The 19,363-nt window shown below is 44.8% G+C and carries 15 protein-coding genes and 1 pseudogene; 12 read left to right on the top strand and 4 right to left on the bottom strand.

Translation table 11 applies throughout. The features are described 5' to 3' along the window. Nucleotides 1–10 precede the first annotated feature (10 nt). From AFK25_RS04170 to AFK25_RS04185, 4 genes are all read left to right on the top strand, one after another. Nucleotides 11–1,426, top strand: coding sequence for an NAD-dependent malic enzyme (locus AFK25_RS04170; protein WP_035067414.1), 1,416 nt, complete (start codon nucleotides 11–13; stop codon nucleotides 1,424–1,426). Between the two features lie 127 nt (nucleotides 1,427–1,553). Next, complete coding sequence (locus AFK25_RS04175; RefSeq protein WP_049720868.1) at nucleotides 1,554–3,257, top strand: two-component system sensor histidine kinase NtrB; 1,704 nt, start codon at nucleotides 1,554–1,556, stop codon at nucleotides 3,255–3,257. Between the two features lie 338 nt (nucleotides 3,258–3,595). Next, nucleotides 3,596–4,678 carry an N-acetyltransferase DgcN family protein gene (locus AFK25_RS04180; protein WP_009362480.1) on the top strand — a complete coding sequence of 361 codons (1,083 nt, stop codon included), beginning with the start codon at nucleotides 3,596–3,598 and terminating at the stop codon, nucleotides 4,676–4,678. After that, nucleotides 4,675–5,775 carry an alanine/ornithine racemase family PLP-dependent enzyme gene (locus tag AFK25_RS04185; RefSeq protein ID WP_009362481.1) on the top strand — a complete coding sequence of 367 codons (1,101 nt, stop codon included), beginning with the start codon at nucleotides 4,675–4,677 and terminating at the stop codon, nucleotides 5,773–5,775. The genes AFK25_RS04180 and AFK25_RS04185 overlap by 4 nt, the downstream gene beginning before the upstream one ends. A 74-nt stretch (nucleotides 5,776–5,849) precedes the next feature. Here AFK25_RS04185 and AFK25_RS04190 read toward each other — a convergent pair whose 3' ends face one another. Further along, complete coding sequence (locus tag AFK25_RS04190) at nucleotides 5,850–6,476, bottom strand: FMN-dependent NADH-azoreductase (protein WP_009362482.1); 627 nt, start codon at nucleotides 6,474–6,476, stop codon at nucleotides 5,850–5,852. Between the two features lie 159 nt (nucleotides 6,477–6,635). On the opposite strand from AFK25_RS04190, the gene AFK25_RS04195 reads away from it, so the two are divergent. The 3 genes from AFK25_RS04195 to AFK25_RS04205 all read left to right on the top strand — a co-directional run bounded on the left by AFK25_RS04195 (nucleotide 6,636) and on the right by AFK25_RS04205 (nucleotide 9,958). After that, a complete protein-coding gene (locus AFK25_RS04195; protein WP_035064248.1) occupies nucleotides 6,636–7,199 on the top strand; it encodes a class I SAM-dependent methyltransferase in 564 nt (187 codons plus the stop codon). Between the two features lie 102 nt (nucleotides 7,200–7,301). Then, nucleotides 7,302–8,963: a DUF6044 family protein gene (locus AFK25_RS04200; RefSeq protein ID WP_035064245.1), complete on the top strand. Its 1,662-nt coding sequence runs from the start codon at nucleotides 7,302–7,304 to the stop codon at nucleotides 8,961–8,963. After that, complete coding sequence (locus tag AFK25_RS04205) at nucleotides 8,960–9,958, top strand: glycosyltransferase family 2 protein (RefSeq protein ID WP_009362485.1); 999 nt, start codon at nucleotides 8,960–8,962, stop codon at nucleotides 9,956–9,958. Before AFK25_RS04200 ends, AFK25_RS04205 begins: the two co-directional genes overlap by 4 nt. Before the next feature lie 8 nt (nucleotides 9,959–9,966). Here AFK25_RS04205 and AFK25_RS04210 read toward each other — a convergent pair whose 3' ends face one another. Then, nucleotides 9,967–11,133, bottom strand: a complete 1,167-nt coding sequence (locus AFK25_RS04210; RefSeq protein ID WP_019417236.1) for an MFS transporter — start codon at nucleotides 11,131–11,133, stop codon at nucleotides 9,967–9,969. Nucleotides 11,134–11,246: 113 nt separating this feature from the next. On the opposite strand from AFK25_RS04210, the gene AFK25_RS04215 reads away from it, so the two are divergent. From AFK25_RS04215 to AFK25_RS04235, 5 genes and pseudogenes are all read left to right on the top strand, one after another. After that, the gene (locus tag AFK25_RS04215; protein ID WP_165569751.1) at nucleotides 11,247–12,530 is read left to right on the top strand and encodes an ATP-binding protein; all 1,284 of its coding nucleotides are present in this window, start codon (nucleotides 11,247–11,249) and stop codon (nucleotides 12,528–12,530) included. A gap of 92 nt (nucleotides 12,531–12,622) precedes the next feature. After that, the gene (locus AFK25_RS04220) at nucleotides 12,623–14,035 is read left to right on the top strand and encodes a branched-chain amino acid transporter BcaP (RefSeq protein WP_019417238.1); all 1,413 of its coding nucleotides are present in this window, start codon (nucleotides 12,623–12,625) and stop codon (nucleotides 14,033–14,035) included. Nucleotides 14,036–14,283: 248 nt separating this feature from the next. Further along, on the top strand, nucleotides 14,284–15,069 hold the full coding sequence (locus AFK25_RS04225; RefSeq protein ID WP_035064237.1) for a TerC family protein: 786 nt from the start codon (nucleotides 14,284–14,286) through the stop codon (nucleotides 15,067–15,069). A gap of 56 nt (nucleotides 15,070–15,125) precedes the next feature. After that, a complete protein-coding gene (locus tag AFK25_RS04230) occupies nucleotides 15,126–15,629 on the top strand; it encodes a ferritin (RefSeq protein WP_009362490.1) in 504 nt (167 codons plus the stop codon). Nucleotides 15,630–15,714: 85 nt separating this feature from the next. Further along, nucleotides 15,715–16,532 (top strand): annotated as a pseudogene (locus AFK25_RS04235) (DnaD domain-containing protein). A gap of 9 nt (nucleotides 16,533–16,541) precedes the next feature. Here the strand turns inward: AFK25_RS04235 and AFK25_RS04240 are convergent. Next, on the bottom strand, nucleotides 16,542–17,885 hold the full coding sequence (locus AFK25_RS04240) for a (Fe-S)-binding protein (RefSeq protein ID WP_035064235.1): 1,344 nt from the start codon (nucleotides 17,883–17,885) through the stop codon (nucleotides 16,542–16,544). Next, nucleotides 17,882–19,294, bottom strand: coding sequence for a glycolate oxidase subunit GlcD (gene glcD / locus AFK25_RS04245; protein WP_009362493.1), 1,413 nt, complete (start codon nucleotides 19,292–19,294; stop codon nucleotides 17,882–17,884). The genes AFK25_RS04240 and glcD overlap by 4 nt, the downstream gene beginning before the upstream one ends. Nucleotides 19,295–19,363: the final 69 nt, after the last annotated feature.

The following is a 19,363-nucleotide window of genomic DNA, read 5'->3' on the forward strand; positions in this document are numbered from 1 at the left end:
GGTACATACGATGTCAAGCGGAGCAAACATGCACATTACCATTCGACTACAATTTGCGAAAAACGTTGTCGCTTTTAGCGACATTGCGACAGCGGTCGGACAAGCTGGCGGGGATATTGTCGGCATCGACGTCATTTCTTCAAGCAAAACACATACGGTGCGAGATATTACCGTCAGCGTTCTTGACTCAAAACATGCGGACGTTGTTGTCGATACGTTGCGGAAAACGACAGGTGTCAAAGTGATTCACGTCTCTGACCGCACGTTTTTAATGCATATCGGCGGAAAAATTGAAGTGAAATCAAAAATTCCGATTAAAACGCGCGATGATTTAGCGCGCGTGTACACGCCGGGGGTGGCGCGCATATGCACGGCGATTGCGGAAGATCCGACGAAGGCGTATTCGTTAACGATTAAACGAAATACGGTAGCGGTCATTTCCGACGGAACGGCCGTATTAGGACTTGGAGATATTGGACCGTATGCAGCGATGCCGGTGATGGAAGGAAAGGCGATGTTATTTAAACAGCTTGCGGGCGTCGATGCGTTTCCGATTTGTTTAGATACGAAAGATACGGAAGAAATTGTGCAAATCGTCAAAGCGATCGCCCCAGCGTTTGGCGGCATCAATTTAGAAGATATCGCCGCACCACGTTGTTTTGAAATTGAAGAACGGTTAAAACAAGAGCTCGACATTCCTGTTTTTCACGATGACCAACATGGCACAGCTGTCGTCTTACTTGCCGGTTTGTTAAATGCGTTAAAAATTGTAGATAAAAAGATTGAAGACATTAAAGTTGTATTAACAGGCATCGGTGCTGCAGGAATTGCCTGCACGAAAATATTGCTTGCGGCTGGTGTGAAAAACATTATCGGTGTCGATCGTCAAGGGGCGATTCATCGCGGCGTACAATATGACAATCCGTATTGGAACGAATATGCGCAATTAACGAACCCTGAAAATATGACAGGCTCTCTTTCCGACGTCATCGTTGGAGCGGACGTATTTATCGGCGTATCGGCACCGGGGATTTTAACGGTAGAAGATGTGAAAAAAATGGCGAAAGACCCGATCGTTTTCGCGATGGCAAACCCTGTTCCAGAAATTGATCCAGAGCTTGCCGAACCGTACGTTCGCGTCATGGCAACAGGACGTTCCGACTATCCGAACCAAATTAATAACGTCCTTTGCTTCCCAGGCATTTTCCGCGGGGCGTTAGACTGCCGCGCCATCGAAATTAACGAAGAAATGAAGCTAGCGGCAGCTGAAGCGATCGCCTCTGTCGTCACCGACGAAGAATTAAGCGAAACATACATTATCCCAAGCGTCTTTAACAACAAAGTGGCTGAACGCGTGCGCGAAGCCGTCATGAAAGCCGCATACAAAACAGGCGTCGCCCGAAAAGACGATATGATGTTCCGATAAAAACATGGCGTGATTGCGCCATGTTTTTTCGTTTCAAGTTTAAGGCATAAGCTTCCGTTGCTTCTTCGTTGTGTTTGAAATAGAATGGTAGAGTGAAAGAAAACGACATGATAGGTGAATATATTTTATGAAGCGATTATACACATGGTATGTGGCGCTCATCTCGATTATGGGGTGTGCCTTATTTTTGTATATACGTCCCTTTGAGCATGTAGAACAACAATGGCTGTTGCTGCTTTTACTTTCTTTCTCGACGACTTTGTTAAGTATTTATATCGTCCATCTCCCCCCAAAAGGGAATGCCTTTTCATTAGACTCAACAATTTATTTAGCTACCATCTTCGTATATGGATTAGAAACGTCTTTAATGGTGTTGTTGTTTAGTATGATTCCGACATATTTTTTTCATGAAAAGAAGATGGAATGGTGGAAACATGTATGTAATTTTGCGATGTATACATGCATGATTGTTGGAGCTTATTATTCTTTTTTGATGCTTGGGGGAGAAAGTGGTATTTTTTCGCTCCATGATCTTGGTGCGTACTTCGTTTCTTTAGTTGTTTATTCTTTTATCAACATATTGTTGATGATAGGGTTTTTTTCATTTTCCCCTTCTTTTAGTTTTAGAAATATGTTGATTAGTATAGTGAAGGAATGGTTTTTTACTTATGGTGTGACGCTATTAGCGTCATTGATTTTAGTCAGTCTCCTTTTGTTGCATGAATATTTTGGGATTTTACTATTTACGAGCATTGGTTTATTGTTATCTTTCACGTTTAGACAGTATGGACAGTTATATGAGAAAGTGGCGCATGACAAAGCGTACATTGAACAGTTATTAAACTCGTTGCCTATCGGAATTGTCACAATGGATGAAGCGACATCGAATCATTTTATTAATGATTCCGCAGCTACATTGCTTCGTTTGGATAAAAAAGAAATAAAACAATGGATTGAACGTGAAAGAAAAAGTGAGCGCAATGCTTCGTTTTGGGATCTTTTCACTTTCCCCGATCCATTTCAACAAGTAAAAGTATCATATGAAAGAGATGGAGAGGAAAAAATATTTTTAGTGTCGCAATCGAATTTGCATCATTTATATGGTGAAATAATAGGTAGAACGATTTTCTTCCTCGACATCACCGAAATGGAACAGCTAACGAAGCGAATACATCAATCGGAAAAGTTGGCGTTAATGGGGGAAATGGCGGCAAAGGCAGCGCATGAAATTCGCAATCCGCTTGCGGTTATTCACGGTTTTTTAGCGTTTATGAACGAAAATTTACATGAACGCGATCGCGAACAATATCATATTCCACTTTTATTAAAAGAAATTGATCGCATCAACGCGATTGTGGAAGATATGCTTCTTATCGCAAAACCGAGCGCCCCTGTGATGAAAGAAGCGTATATAGAAACGATCGTTCAAGATGTTCTTTCTCTCTTTCAACAAACGTTAGAGGCGAAAAATATACGCGTGCACGTGCGCCTTGATCACGTGCCGTTACAGCTTGATTCGAAACAAATGATGCAAGTGTTATACAATTTGCTTCACAACAGCATCGAAGCGATGGAAGAAGGCGGAACGATTTGCATATATTCCGATGTCGATGAAACGTACAACATGTACATGTACGACTCTGGAAGCGGCATTCCGACACATATGCAGGAGACGATTTTTGAACCATTTATCACAACGAAGTCATCAGGGACCGGATTAGGATTAACGATCGTCAAACGAATTATTGAAAACCATGGCGGAACGATTGCGCTTCACGACAGCTCGGAACAAGGAACGACGTTTGTCATTCGCCTTCCGATTCAACGATAAAAACAGCATACTTAAGGTTTTGTTCATCACTTCACAACTGTCGTCGACCTCCAATCTTGCAAAAACCCCGGGGGATCGACGACAAGCTGCTTTTCAGGATTTTTACATATGTAGCAAGGAATATAGACTATTGACTGAATTTTCGAATATGGGGATACGATCATACTAGAGATGGTAAAAGGGAAGTTATGAGAAGTTATAAAATTATGCATTTTACTTTTTATTCAAAATTTGATATAATTATTAAAGCAGGGAACATCTTTCTTTCCGATTTCGGTAAAGCGAGATGTTTTTTTTCATGGAGATATTGATTTCACAAAGAAATGGAGGGATTTCTTGTGAAGAAATACGCCATTGTATATTGTGAAAATCAATTTGGTTCCATGGATGGAAAAACAGCGAACGGACTTGTGCGCGATTCTGGACTGTATGAAATCGTGGCGGTTATTGATTCGACAAAAGCTGGTCAAGACGCGGGAGAAGTGCTTGATCAAAAGAAAAACGGCATTCCGATTTGTAAAAACCTTCAAGATGCAATGACCTCCGCAAAAGAAAAACCGAACTACTTCATCTTAGGAATTGCTCCAGCGAACGCTTTTCTCAAAAAAGAAGAACGACAAGTCGTTATCGAAGCAATGGAAGCAGGCATGCATATCATTAACCCACTTCAAGAGTTTTTAACAGAAGACGAAGAAATGATGGCAATCGCCAAACGTTGTGGAGTAACGATTCGCGATATTCGCAAACCGCGTCCAAAAAAAGAATGGACGTTATTTACGGGCCGCATTTTGCAAGTGAAAGCGCCTGTTGTGGCGGTGCTCGGAACAGATGGGGCATGCGGAAAACGAACGACAGCGATGATTGTCGCAAAACATATGCAACAGCGTGGTTATAAAACAGCGTTTGTTGCGACAGGACAAACAGGTTTAATTCAAGGTGCTTCGTACGGATTTGCGATGGATGCGTTTCCGCTTCAATATATGATCGGTGAGCTCGAACGAGAAATTGTGCGCGCGTACGAAACGGAAAAACCCGACATCATTATTGTAGAGGGACAAGGGGCGTTAAGCCATCCTGCCTATGTTAGCTCGGCTGGCATTTTAAAAGGGGCGCGGCCACAAGCAGTCATTTTGCAGCATCCACCGAAGCGAAAAGTGCTCGGTGATTTCCCGTTTGTCGAAATGCCTACGGTCGAAAGTGAAATCGCATTAATTGAACATTTCGGAAAAACGAAAGTTGTTGCGATTACGTTAAACCATGAAGGGATGACAGATGAGGAATTAAAACAAACGATTTCCGAATATGAGCGAACATTCCGAATGCCAGTCACAGATGTATTAAAATACGGCGCAGACAAAATTGTCGATTGTCTGATCGATTATTTCCCATCGTTACAAAAGGATGAGGTGGCAGTATCATGACGCCGAGAGTCGAAATTGACTTGCGGAAAATTCGTCATAATGCTGTCACGTTGAAAAAATGGTGTGAAGAAAAAGGAATACAAATGACAGCTGTCGTCAAAGGGGTGGGCGGAGATGTGCAAATTGCTCGCACCCTTGTCGATAGCGGTTTGACAAGTTTAGCGGATACGAAAGTCGAACGAATCGCAAAATTAAAATCAGCGCACATTCCAGCAACGTATATGCTGATTCGTACACCTGCGTTAAGCGAAGTAAATAAAGTTGTTCAATATGTTGATGTGAGTGTTCAATCGGAAATCGACGTCGTGCGTGCGATTTCAGCGGAAGCGGTCAAGCAAAATAAAACGCATGCCATGATCATTATGGTTGAAATGGGCGACTTGCGCGAGGGGATTATGCCGAAAGACGTCCCGGCATTTATCGAACAAATCCGCCCGTTGCCAAACATTCAAATTGTCGGCATCGGCGCAAATTTCGCCTGTTTTGGAGGCATTATTCCGACGGATCAAAAAATGCGTGAGCTTTCGTCACTTGCGAAACATATTCAAAAAGAGTATGCATTGTTTTTACCGTACGTATCCGGTGGCAATTCCGCGAACTATTATTGGTTAAAACAAACGAAAGATGTCGGTTGCATTAACCATCTCCGATTTGGCGAAGCCATTTTTTTAGGACGAGAAACGATTCGCGGGGCAGCTATTCCTCATTTATATCAAGATGCGTTTTGTCTCGTCGCGGAAGTGATCGAAGTGAAAACGAAGCCATCTGTCCCGTACGGTGTGCAAAGCCGCAATGCGTTTGGGGAAACACCGACGTTTCAAGAGCGCGGCATGATGAAGCGCGCCATCGTCGGCATCGGTCGCCAAGATGTGCACGTGAGCGGATTGACGCCACTTTCTCCTGTCGACATCATCGGATCGAGCAGCGACCATATTATTGTCGATGCCACACGCACTGACATTCGCGTCGGTGATCATATTCGCTTTGCGGTCGATTACGGTGCGATGATTTCCCTTATGAGTTCTCCATACGTTCAAAAAACATACGTCCAAACGGATGAAAAAAACGGCCATTTCCCGACGAAAACATCGGCATAAAAAAAGTCAGCGACTAACACGCTGACTTTTTTTATGCTTTTAACTGAGAATATGTGATGCGTATGTCTTTTCACTTAAAACTGTTGTGCGGCTTCTTGTGCGCGTTCGATTGCTTGTTGTTTTATGCTTTCCGCTTCGTTCGGAAAAGCGTTCATTCCTTCAACGGCAATCGTTTCGACGTCTGTAATGCCAATAAAAGCGAGCAGCGCGCGCAAATAGCGGTCACCAAATTCCATTTCCTTCGCTGGACCTTCGGAGTATATGCCTCCGCGCGCTTGAATGTGAATAGCTTTTTTTTCTTTTAACAATCCGACTGGACCTTCTTCTGTATATTTAAAAGTTTTCCCGGCAAGGCAAACCGTATCCATATACGCTTTTAGTTTTGGTGGGAAGCTAAAATTCCACATCGGTGTAACGAATACATATTTGTCAGCTTCCATAAATTGTTCACACAACTCGTTTATACGCGCTACTTTTTGTTGCTCATCTTTGTTTAATTGCTCTCCGGCTTGAAGTTTCCCCCAACCACTAAACACATCTGCATCAAGGTAAGGCAAGTCGATGTCATAAAGATGTAGTTCGACGATTTCGTCTTCTGGATGATGTTGTTTGTAGGCGTTTAAAAACGCACGTCCGACTGATAAGCTAAATGATTGATATTCTTGCTTAGGATTGGCAGTAATGTATAGCACTTTCGCCATTGTTTTTCCTCCTTGATATTTATTTCTAAAATAGATGTAACTATAATATAGTATATTACTTACTTTTGTAAAGTAAAAAACTTTTTGTTCGTGTGACAAACGTCGAAAAAAAGGGTAAAATACGGATGTGGGTATAAAAACGAAAAGGACGGATGATTCATGGCTGGGCATCGATTTCATCATTCTAAAGCAGAAAAGTTGTTGAATCCGAAAAGGAGAGAGTTGATTGCTCCAGAGGAAGTCGTTTCGTTATTGCACATTAGCGAACGGGACGTCGTGGCGGATTTAGGGGCAGGGAATGGTTATTTTACTGTCCCGATAGCGAAAGTGGCAAAAACGGTATATGCCGTTGATGTGCAACAAGAAATGCTTGACTTCTTAAAGCAGCACGCAGAAAAAGAAAGGGTAGAAAACATTTCTTACATCCTAAGCGACGTGACCGCAACGACGATTCCATCGCAATCGGTTGATCAAGGGCTGATGGCGTTTGTTCTTCATGAAGTGGCCGATCGGGAAGCGGTGTTTGCGGAAATCGCTCGCATCATGAAGCCGAACGGTGCGTTTCTTTTGGTTGAGTGGGAAGCGGTCGAAAGCGACATGGGTCCACCGATTCATGAACGCATTCCGTCGCAACAACTGATGGATGAGGTGAAAAAAACATTTGCGGACGTTGCGCTCGTTCATTTTCACCCGAGCGTATATGGAATCGTGATGAAAAAGTAGTCATCGCATAGTCGATGGCTATTTTTTTATCCGTTCGTTTATTCGAACGACATGCATATTTTTCATTTGTTGTTAAAAAATAATAGGGAATGGAGGGGCGTTATGAAATTGTTCGCATTTGGGCTGATGATCGTTTGTTTACACGCATTGCCGTATTTCGTGCTTGGGGAAGATGCGCATATGCGCGTACACGATAATTTAGATTCAAACATCGCTTGGTATCGTGTGCTCGTAAAAAGCGGCGAGCTGTTCGGTTCCGTTCATGCGACAATTCCGCAAGTGGTAAACGGCTTGCCGCGCAACGCATACGGAACGGAGTTTAGCGGCATCGTCTGGCTTCATGCCCTTTTCCCGTCCGTCTATGCGTACGGATTGAGCCAGCTGATCACGCGCGTCTTTGCATTTATCGGCATGTATGCATTGTTGAATACGCACGTGATAAAAGAAAAAGAAAAGACAGCGGAGTGGATTCGTGTCGGAGTGGCGCTTGCGTTTGCGTTGACGCCGTTTTGGCCATCGGGGATGCTTAGCACGCTCGGCATGCCGCTGGCGCTCTGGGCGCTACTTAACATTCGCGCTGGTGATCGTTCGTTGAAAAACTATGTCGTCCTGACTTTGTTGCCGCTCTATTCTAGCTTTGTGCTCGGCTTTTTCTTTTTTTTAAGCGCGATGTTTTTGTTTTGGATCGTGGATGCGTGGCGCCGTCGCCCGAACATTCCGTTATTGTTGGCGCTCGTATATATGACCGTTCTTTATTTGGCGGTGGAATATCGGCTCGTTCATTCGTTTTTATTTTCGACCGAACCGACAAGTCGTGATGAATATTTCCACGCCCGTCTGTCGTTATGGCGTTCGCTGCGATTAACATTAAAAAACTACATATTCGGTCATACGCATGTGATGACGATTCATACGCTCATTATTTTACCTGTGACGTTTATCGCATTATATATCGTATGGAAAAAAAAGTGGTGGCGAAACGAACGGCTATTTTGGCAACTTCATGTCTTGAATGTTACGTTATCGCTTTGGTATGCGTTTTGGTTTTACAAAGGATGGCTTCCTGCGACGGAGGCATTTCCGTTTTTAGATCGGTTTAATTTTGCGCGCTATCATTTTTTACGTCCGATGGTCATTTACGTGCTGTTTGCTTTGTCGCTTCGCATCATTTGGCGCGCGTGGGATCGGCGCATCGTTTCGTTTGCGCTTTTGGCGCAGCTTGTTGTGGCGCTGCTGTTTCATGAACAAATCGTCTATCGCGATAAGCCAACGTTTCGGGCGTTTTATGCCGAAAAGCAATTTCAAGACATGAAACAATATATCGGAAAGCCTGTTCATACGTATCGAGTCGTCAGCATCGGCATTCACCCAGCGATCGCTCAATATAACGGCTTTTACACGTTAGATACGTACAACAACTTTTATCCGCTTTCGTACAAACATCAATTCCGGCAAGTGATTGCGAGCGAGTTAAACAAAAATAAAAAGCTAAAGGAATATTTCGATGAATGGGGCGGACGTTGTTATGTGTTTGTGGCGGAGCTTGGCAAACGTTATATGTTTACGAAGCAATCAAAAAAACGCATTCGCCATATGCAGCTTCATACAGACGTGTTATACGACATGGGAGGGCGATACGTCTTGTCAGCTGTGCCGATTGACAATGCGAAAAAAAATCGCTTAAAGCTATTGCGAACGTTTGAACACGATGAGTCCGCATGGACGATTTATTTATACGAAATAGAAAGGAGTGAAACGACATGACGATTTTAGCGATCGTTGTCCCTTGTTATAATGAGGAAGACATATTGCCAGAGACGATTGAACAGTTGCTTTCGTTAAGAAATGAGCTTGTAGATGAACAACTTATTTCTCCGAAAAGTAAAATTGTATTTGTCGATGATGGAAGCCGCGATCGGACATGGTCGATCATTTATAAAGCATGTTTGCGACACGAAGAAATAAAAGGGATTAAACTGGCGGGAAACGCTGGGCATCAACATGCGCTCCTTGCGGGGATGTTTGCCGCCAAACAAATGGCGCATTGTATTGTGACGATGGATGCCGATTTACAAGACGATATATATGTCGTTCGTGAGTTTTTGCGTAAATTTCATGAAGGATATGACATCGTTTATGGGGTGAGGAAAAAGCGCGATGTCGATTCGTATATGAAACGATGGACAGCTGAAACGTTTTACCGCATGATGAATCGCATCGGCGTGCATCTGATTTACAACCATGCGGATTATCGCCTCATGAGTCGGCGCGCTGTCGAAGCGTTACAACAATTTCGTGAAGTGAATATGTTTTTGCGCGGCGTTGTGCCGCTTCTTGGTTTTCCGTCTGCCACCGTATATTATGACCGAAAAGAGCGGAAAGCGGGAGTGACGAAATATCCGCTGATGAAAATGATCCGGTTTGCGTTTGATGGATTGACGTCATTTAGCATGATGCCGATTCGTTTCGTTTCCGTTCTCGGCTTTTGTTCGTTTTTTGTCAGCATCTTGTTTGCGATGTATGTATTATTTTTAAAAATGACTGGTCATACCCAAACAGGTTGGACGTCTCTTATGATGTCCATTTGGCTTGTCGGAGGATTGCAGCTCATTGCGATCGGGTTAGTTGGAGAATATATCGGAAAAGTATATAAAGAAACGAAACAACGTCCACGCTATATTGTCGATATGGATTTGTTAAATGGACCGATCATCGCGTCACGTGAACGAGAATCGTTTAGTGAAGAAGGAATTAGTTAAGGCTCCGGTTAAGCGGAGCCTTTTTGCGTCATTGTTCGTTGAAACGATTGAAATAGGGCGAATGAAACGAACGTAAGCACGATGCCTGTCATATACGGCAAGCTCGGTTTTAATGTAAACAGCCATCCGGCAATGGCAGGTCCGCCAATGCGTCCGAGTGAATCGAACGACGATAACAGCCCTGTTGCGCTTCCTTGTCCGTCGGTCGTCTGTTTCGTTAATAAGGCGGATACGCATGGGCGAATGACGCCGTTGCCGAGGCCGAAAATCGTTAAATAAAGGGCAGCCGTCCAAAAATGGTCGATGAATAAAATAAGGAAAAAGCCGAGCGCTGACATCAATAGTCCACCGCGAATGACCGTTCCTTCACCGAACGATTGAATGAGTTTTCCGAGCAGTCCCCCTTGCACGATCGCACCGGCAAGTCCCATGATCATAAAAATATAGCCGAGCTCTGTCGATGAAAGTCCTGCGCGTTTTGCGGCAAAATAAGCAAACGTTGCTTCAAGTCCCGCAAGCGAGAACGTGACGATGAATTGCAATATGTACAGACGCGATACGTCGCTTCGTAGCGCCGTCATTAGTGACGGACGTTTCGTTTCTCCGTTCGATCGCTTTTCTTTCGGAAGCGATTCATGTAAAAACAAGAAAACGAATACGGACGTGATGAGCGCTAAACTGCCTGCGATCCAAAACGGAACGGTTAAGCTCATCTTTGAAAACACGCCGCCGATCGCTGGTCCGAAAATAAAGCCAAGCCCGACAGCCGCACCGATCATGCCCATTCCTTTCCCGCGGTTTTCTTCGGTCGTGACGTCTGCGACATATGCCATCGCTGTCGGCATCGTAGCGGCGGATAAAAAGCCACCGATGATGCGAGCGGCAAATAACATCCAAAGTTTTGTCGCTAAAGCGAACAAGAAAAACGAAAGCGCCAAACCGAAAATGCCGAGCAGTAAAAACGGTTTGCGTCCGTAACGATCAGACAATCGTCCCCACATCGGCGCAAACAAAAATTGCATAAACGAATATACAGCCATTAACCAGCCGAGCTGTGTCGGAGTCGCACCAATGTTTTCGGCGAAAAACGGAAGGACGGGGATAATAATGCCGAATCCAACCATCACGAAAAACATCACAACAAATAAAAGCGGCAAATAACGCCGATCGTTCATCATTACCATCTCCACTATGTAGTTTGCATCTTTATCATAATGGAAACGTCGTCATTTTTCAAAGATGTCGCTGCATTGACAACGGAAAAAGTTTTCGCGAAACTGAAAAGAGGATGAACGATGTGGGAGAGTTGAGAAAGATGACATATATCAATCAACATGTGTTAAACAATTTGTTTTACATTTTAGTGAGCGTTTTTTTCTTTTTCTTTTTGTACGATTACGTTCGATTTTTTCAACGAAAAAAAGTGTATCAACGGTTGTTGTTTGTTGCGTGCTTAAGCGTGCCGCTTATTTTATGTATGAAATACCCGATTTACATCGCGCCCGATTGCGTGCACGATTTGCGGCAAGTTCCGTTTCTTATCGGCACGTTTTATGGCGGATGGATGGTGAGCTTGCCGTTGCTTATTGTTTTACTCGTTGCCCGATGGGTGATGTATGGGTATCAGTTTATTACGGTCGCTGTGTACGTCATGATGTTTATTTTCGGAAGTTTGTTTTCTCCGTTTTTTAAACGGTTGCCGAAAACAAAACGGCTCATTGCTTCGATGGTGATGACGTTTATTCTTGCGATTGCAGCGACGATATTAGCGATAGCGATTTCCAATTTTCAAGTGACTGAGTCGTATATCGTTGATTTTATTCTCGTTCCTCCTTTGGCTGTATTATTTGTTGTGTTTGCGATGGAAACGTTACGAGAAGCGTTGCTCATTCGTTCAGAAGCGATCAAGCTTGAAAAAATGGAAGTCGTTAGCCAGCTTGCCGCAAGCATTTCCCATGAAATTCGCAATCCCCTTACTGTTGTCAAAGGATTTATGCAGTTGATGAAAGCAAAAGACATATCAGCGGAAACAAAAGAGCAATATATGAATATCGCCCTTGAAGAATTAAACCGCGCCTGCGCCATTATTGATGATTATTTAACGTTTGCGAAGCCGTTTCCAGAAAAAATACAACCGCTTCATGTGCATCATGAATTAGAAAAAGTCATCGACATGTTGCGTCCGTTTGCGAATATGCAAGGGGTGCAAATTGTCCCAACCCTCATGCCTGCGACGATGAAAGGGAACGCGCAATATTTTCGGCAATGTTTTTTAAATATAATAAAAAATGGAATAGAAGCGATAGAAAGTAGCGGAGCGGTGTATGTTGCGGTACATGTTGATGAAAAAACGGTCACGATCGTCGTGCGCGATGAAGGAAAAGGGATGACGAAAGAGCAGATCGCGCGATATGGCGAGCCGTATTTCAGCACGAAAGAGAAAGGGACAGGGCTTGGGGCGATGGTATCGATTCGCATCATTGAAATGATGGACGGCACATGGGCGTTGGAGAGCGAAAAAGGGCGCGGAACAACGATGAAAGTGACATTCCCTTTGTTGTTGGAAAAATAAAAATATTTCGAAATAGCGAAAAAGTATTGTCTTTAACGATTTTGGGCGTTAAAGTATAAAATGAACATAACAAGTAAGGGGAGTTTACAACGATGAGTTTGTTTCGAAAAAAGTCCATTGATGCGCTCATGAGCGAATCAGGGAAAGGGGCAGCGCTCAAAAAAGAATTAGGCGCATTTGATTTAACGATGCTCGGAATTGGAGCAATTATTGGAACGGGTATTTTCGTTTTAACGGGAGTGGCAGCGGCTGAGCATGCAGGGCCAGCGCTCGTTCTTTCGTTTATTTTATCAGGATTGGCGTGCGTCTTTGCGGCGCTTTGTTATGCGGAGTTCGCTTCAAGCGTGCCGGTGTCGGGCAGCGCCTATACGTACAGCTATGCGACGTTTGGTGAGTTGATCGCATGGATGCTCGGTTGGGATTTAATTTTAGAGTACGGAGTGGCAGCGTCAGCAGTAGCGGCGGGATGGTCCGGTTATTTTCAAGGGTTACTCGCTGGATTTGGCATTGAGCTGCCAAAGGCGTTGACAAGCGCCTACGATCCGGCAAACGGTACGTTCATTGATGTGCCGGCAATTGTGATCGTTTTGCTTATTACGTTTTTATTGACGCAAGGTGTGAGAAAGTCGGCGCGCTTTAATGCGGTGATGGTTTTTATTAAAGTTGCGGTCATTTTGTTGTTTATTGCCGTTGGGGTTTGGTATGTGAAGCCAGAAAACTGGACGCCGTTTATGCCGTTCGGCTTTTCAGGGGTGGCCGCAGGGGCTGCAACTGTGTTTTTCGCATACTTAGGATTTGATGCGGTATCGACCGCGGCAGAAGAAGTGCGCAATCCGCAACGCAACATGCCGATCGGTATTATCGCATCGCTTGCGATTTGTACGCTTCTTTATATTGCCGTATCGCTCATTTTAACAGGCATTGTGCCGTACGACCAATTAGGTGTAAAAAATCCGGTTGCTTTTGCGTTAAACTATATTCAACAAGATTGGGTGGCAGGATTTATTTCACTCGGAGCGATTACAGGGATTACGACCGTCCTTCTCGTTATGCTTTATGCCCAAACGCGTCTTTTTTATGCGATTAGCCGCGACGGCTTGCTTCCGTCATTGTTTGCGAAAGTGAGCGAACGGAAACAAGTGCCGCTTGTGAATTCATGGGTGACAGGCATTGCGGTTTCCATTTTCGCTGGGGTGATTCCGTTAAATAAATTGGCGCATTTAACAAATATCGGCACGTTGTTTGCGTTTACAACGGTCGCGATCGGCATTTTAATTTTACGCAAAACGGAACCGAACTTAAAACGAAGCTTTATGGTGCCGTTTGTGCCTGTGATTCCGCTTCTTGCGGTAGCGTTTTGTACGTATTTAGCCCTTCAGCTTCCAGCAACGACATGGTTAAGCTTTGGCGGTTGGCTTGCGATCGGTCTTGTCATTTATTTCTTGTACGGCCGCAAACATAGTAAGTTAAATGAAGAAAAAGTTGGACAAAAACAAGTGAGTTAACCGGTTGACAAAATGAGCTCGTATTTTTATAATAAAAGTACAATAACATAGTTTTCCTTCACAAAGGGGAGTAGCGTTCAGGCGTTGCCTGAAAACAAAGTCGTCAATTCATGGACATCGTCCATCGGCTTTGTTGGCACAACGATGTGTCTAGCGAGACCTTTGCCGTTCGGCAAAGGTCTTTTTTGCGTTTCCATGATTTTTGCCGATGGACGAGGGAAAACTACATATTACAGGAGGGATCATTGATGGATGTATCATTACTATTAGAGTACGGTTGGGTGCTTCTCGTTTTAATCGGTTTAGAAGGCATTTTAGCGGCCGATAACGCCGTTGTGATGGCGGTCATGGTGAAGCATTTGCCAGAAAAAGAGCAAAAACGGGCGCTCTTTTACGGGCTTGCCGGTGCGTTTATTCTTCGCTTTGCAGCGTTGTTTGTCATTTCGTATTTAGTGAACATTTGGCAAATTCAAGCGCTTGGCGCGTTATATTTAATGTTTATCGCCGTGCATCATTTTATTAACAAAAACAGAGACGGTTCGCATAAAGAAGGGAAAAAGCAGTCCGGTTTTTGGATGACAGTATTGAAGGTAGAACTTGCCGATTTAGCGTTTGCGATCGATTCGATTTTAGCGGCGGTCGCTTTAGCGATGACGTTGCCAAATACGAATTTACCAGCGATCGGTGGCATGGACGGCGGGAAGTTTTTAGTCATTTTTGCAGGTGGATTAATTGGTGTCATCATTATGCGTTTTGCGGCAAATGCGTTCGTAAAATTGTTGCATAAACGCCCAAGCCTAGAATCCGCTGCGTTTTTAATCGTCGGTTGGGTTGGGGTGAAATTGGCAGTATATACGCTTGCGCATCCAAGCTTAGGCGTTGTTTCAGAACATTTTGCGCATTCTGCATTGTGGAAAGCAATTTTCTGGATCGTTCTTTTAGCGATTGCCGCTGGCGGCTGGTTTTTCTCAGGAAAAGAAACGAAACAACAAAAAGAAGCCATTCAAACGTTGAAAAAAGCGCAAAACGAATAAGGGGAGGCACGATCCTCCTCTTTTTGTTATAATGGGAAAAGGAGGAGTGATGATTCATGTTAAGTGAAAAATTGTTAAACGGACTGAATGAACAAATGAATTTTGAATTTTATTCTGCGCATGCGTACATGGCGATGGCCGCATATTGCTCGGCGGAAGGGTTGGACGGTTTTGCGAACTTCTTTTTAGTTCAAGCGGAAGAAGAGCGCTTTCATGCGATGAAGTTTTACAACTTTATTAATGCGCTTGGTGAACGAGCGATTATGACCGGTTTTCCTTCGCCAAACAATGAATTTACGTCTGTACGCGATTGCTTTGAAAAAGCGCTCGCTCATGAAAAAGAAGTGACGCGCCGCATTTATAAACTGTCTGACTTGGCGTTAGACGAGCGCGAACACGCGACGATGAACTTTTTAAAATGGTTTATTGACGAACAAGTCGAAGAAGAGTCGCTGTTTGATACGCTCATCCAAAAGCTTAAGCGCATCGAAAACGACAGCAACTCACTATTTATGCTTGACAACGAACTCGCGCAGCGCACATTTACACCGGAAGCATAAAGGGAATGCATACGCATTCTCTTTTTTTCTTCCCTCTAACCAAATGTCGCATATCAGGCGATAGATGTAGGTAGGAGGGATTCGGATGAAATGGTTAGTCGATGATGAACCGTTGTTCGTGTTGCCGACGGTGGCGGTGAAGCTCGGGTTGAATGAAAGCATTTTTTTGCAGCAGCTTCATTATTGGCTCACGAAAAGTACGCATACGTATGATGGGCATGTGTGGTATATAACACGTATGAAGGGTGGCAAAAGCAGTTTCCGTTTTGGTCGGAAAGTACGATTCGGCGCACGATCGTTCGGCTTGAGAAAAAAGGGATCGTCGTGTCAAGGTATCGCTCCAAGCTCGATAAAACGAAATGGTATCGCATTGATTATGATGTGTTAGCGAGCGTCATGAATGGTGAAGAAGAGCGACAAAATGATGAAACGAACGCGCAACATAAACAAACGACGGGGCAACATGACGTGTCGCACGCGTCAATTTGCCAAGACGGACGTCGCAAGATGAACAGACAAACAAATATAACGACAGATGATACATTACAAAACATGATACAATTTTATGAACAAAACGGTTTTGGGAAGATGAGTAGCTACGTAAAAGAGAAAATGGCATTATGGGTAAGTGAAACGTCAAAAGAGATGGTGCTTGACGCGCTAAACGTCGCTTTGCAAAACGGGGTAAAGACGTGGACATATACGGAAGGCATTTTGCGTAATTGGAAGAAAAACGGGTATGTGACGACAAAAGAGCGAAAAAGAAGACCGGTGCGAACGGAAATGATTCCAGAGTGGTTACATATCGATTATGCACAATATGAACGAAAAGCTTGCAGTGAAGCCGAACTTGAACAAAAACGGCACGAGTTAGAAGCGCGATTAAAAAAGAAAAGGGCATGAATCCATACCCTATCCGATTTGTTTCAATGGTTGATCTTTTTCTTTTGTCGCTTCGACGGCTTCAAAAAGCAAGTCGACGAGATGAACGGCGCGCACGTTCGTCAGCCCTTCTCGTTCAATGCCGAGCTTCATTTGTAATAAGCAACCGGGATTGGCGGTAACGATCGTCGTCGCTTTCGTTTGTTTCGCTTGTTCCATTTTATAATCGAGCACTTGCATCGACATGTCCGGATGAACGATGTTATAAATGCCCGCTGAGCCGCAACATCGGTCGGCATCTTTCATTTCGCGAAACTCAACGCCTGCAATCGACTGAAGAAGAAGGCGCGGCTCACTCGCTGTTTTCATCACGTTGCGCAAATGGCACGAATCTTGATATGTTACGATTTGATTTGGCAAGCGCAAGATGCGATGATGAAAGCCGAGCTCTACTAAAATGACGGAGACGTCTTTGATTTTGGCGACGAACGCTTTCGCGCGCTCCGCCCAAACGGGATCGTCTTTTAACAAATGGTCGTATTCGATTAAAAACGCTCCGCAACCGCCGGCGTTTGTGACGATGTAGTCGACGTTTAGCGCTTCAAACGCTTCAATGTTTCGTTTCGCTAACGTTTTTGCGTCCGCTTTTTCCCCGCTATGTCCATGGAGCGCTCCGCAACACGTTTGCGCTTCAGGAATGACGATGTCACATCCGGCAAGCTGCAACAGTTTCATCGTTCGATCGTTAATGTCCATAAACATCGTATCCATTAAACAACCGCTAAAAAAGGCGACGCGGCGCTTTCGAGGGGCGAGCGCTTCAACATGCGACGGACGTTCGTTCATTTGTTTCCACGTCGGCACGTTCGGAAGCACTTTTTCCATCGTCGCTAAATGGTTCGGCAACAGGCGCAACAAGCCAAGTTTCCGCACGACAGATTGCAGCCCAGACCGTTGATAAAAGCCGAGGAGTGCCGTTGCGATGCGCATGCGTTTCGGATATGGAAACAGCTGTTTAAACACGAGATGGCGAATGAAACGAACGATCGGCGAATACGTTTTATGTTGCGCAATAATATCGCGCGCTTCTTCAAGCAAATGACCGTAGCGCACACCGGAAGGGCAAACGGGTTCACACGCGCGGCAACCAAGGCAAAGTTGAAGTGACCGTTCGACGTCTTCATCCGGTTCAATGAGTCCGTCAACGACCGCTTTCATTAACGCGATCCGTCCGCGCGGCGAGTGCGACTCTTGAAAGCCGGACTCAATATATGTCGGGCATGTCGGAAGGCAAAAGCCGCAGCGCATACAGTTTAGTAGTTCGTCTTCGTTCATGCGCGCTTGAAATTGTTTCATGAGCTGTTCATTTTTCATCGCGTCACCACCACCCGTTTGCGCGTGCTTTTGGCGAACACTTTCCCCGGATTCATAATGTTGTTCGGATCAAGCGCACGTTTGATCGCCTGCATGGCGGCAATTCCTTCTTTGCCGAGCTTCCATTCTAAATACGGCGCTTTCATGACGCCGACACCGTGTTCGCCTGTAATCGTACCGCCAAGTTCAATCGCTTTGGCAAAAATGTCTTCAAACGCTTGCTCGACGCGATGCAGTTCGTCTTTGTCGCGCACGTCCGTCGGACATGTCGGATGAAGGTTGCCATCACCGGCATGGCCAAACGTGCAAATGGTGACGTTATATTTTTTTGCAATATCGTTAATCGCTTTCACCATATTGGCAATTTGTGAGCGCGGAACGGTCGCATCTTCTAAAATGGTCGTCGGCTTTAAACGGGCGAGCGCCGATAAGGCGGAACGTCTCGCCGTACGCAAATTGTTTGCTTCTTCTTCCGTTTTCGCCACTTGAACGGAAATGGCATGTTGTTCGCGACAAATGCGCGCCATCGCTTCCATATCGCGTGCGACGACTTCGGCTGGACCGTCTTGTTCAATAAGCAATACCGCTTTTACGTCCGTCGGCAAGCCGATGTTGACGAACGATTCGACGACTTGTAACGTCGGTTGATCTAAAAATTCAAGCGTCGTCGGAATGATTTTGTTGGCGATAATCGCCGAGACGGAACGGGCAGCCGCTTCTAAATCTTCATACAGCGCAAGCATCGTTTTTTTCGTCTCCGGCATCGGAATGAGCTTTAACGTCGCTTCCGTAATGATTCCAAGCGTGCCTTCCGAACCGACAAATAAACGGGTAAGGTCATAGCCAGCGACGTCTTTCGCAAGTTTTCCCCCTGTGCGAACGATGTCGCCATTGGCGAGCACAACTTCAAGCCCCATGACGTAATCGCGCGTCACCCCGTATTTTAAGCCGCGCAAACCGCCGGAGTTTTCGTTAATGTTGCCACCGATCGTTGAAATTTTCATCGAGCTTGGATCTGGGGGATAAAATAACCCTTTGGCTTCGACCGCTTGAATGAGGTCGAGCGTAATGACGCCTGGCTGCACCGTGACCGTTAAGTTTTCCTCGTCGATTTCTAATATGCGATTCATATGTTTAAACAATAGGACGATGCCGCCTTGTGTTGGGCACGTGCCGGCGCAAAGATTCGTCCCTGAACCGCGCGGAACGATCGGAATGCGCTCTTCGTTACAAATTTTTACGATGTCGCTTACTTCTTTCGTATTGCGCGGTGCGATGACCGCATCAGGAAGCGATTGAAAGTTTGGGGTTGCATCGTATGAATAAACGAGCCGCCCAGCTTTCGAATCGTCGTAGTTTTCTGAGCCAACAATATCAATGAACTGTTGTTTCACTCGTTCAGTGATCATGTCATTCACCTTCTTTTTCAAAAGATAAGAAAGTATAAGATTTCAGATTTATGGAGCTGTCTAGCTCCA

Origin of the sequence: Anoxybacillus gonensis (assembly GCF_001187595.1) — a bacterium.
GTDB classification, from domain to species: Bacteria; Bacillota; Bacilli; order Bacillales; family Anoxybacillaceae; genus Anoxybacillus; species Anoxybacillus gonensis.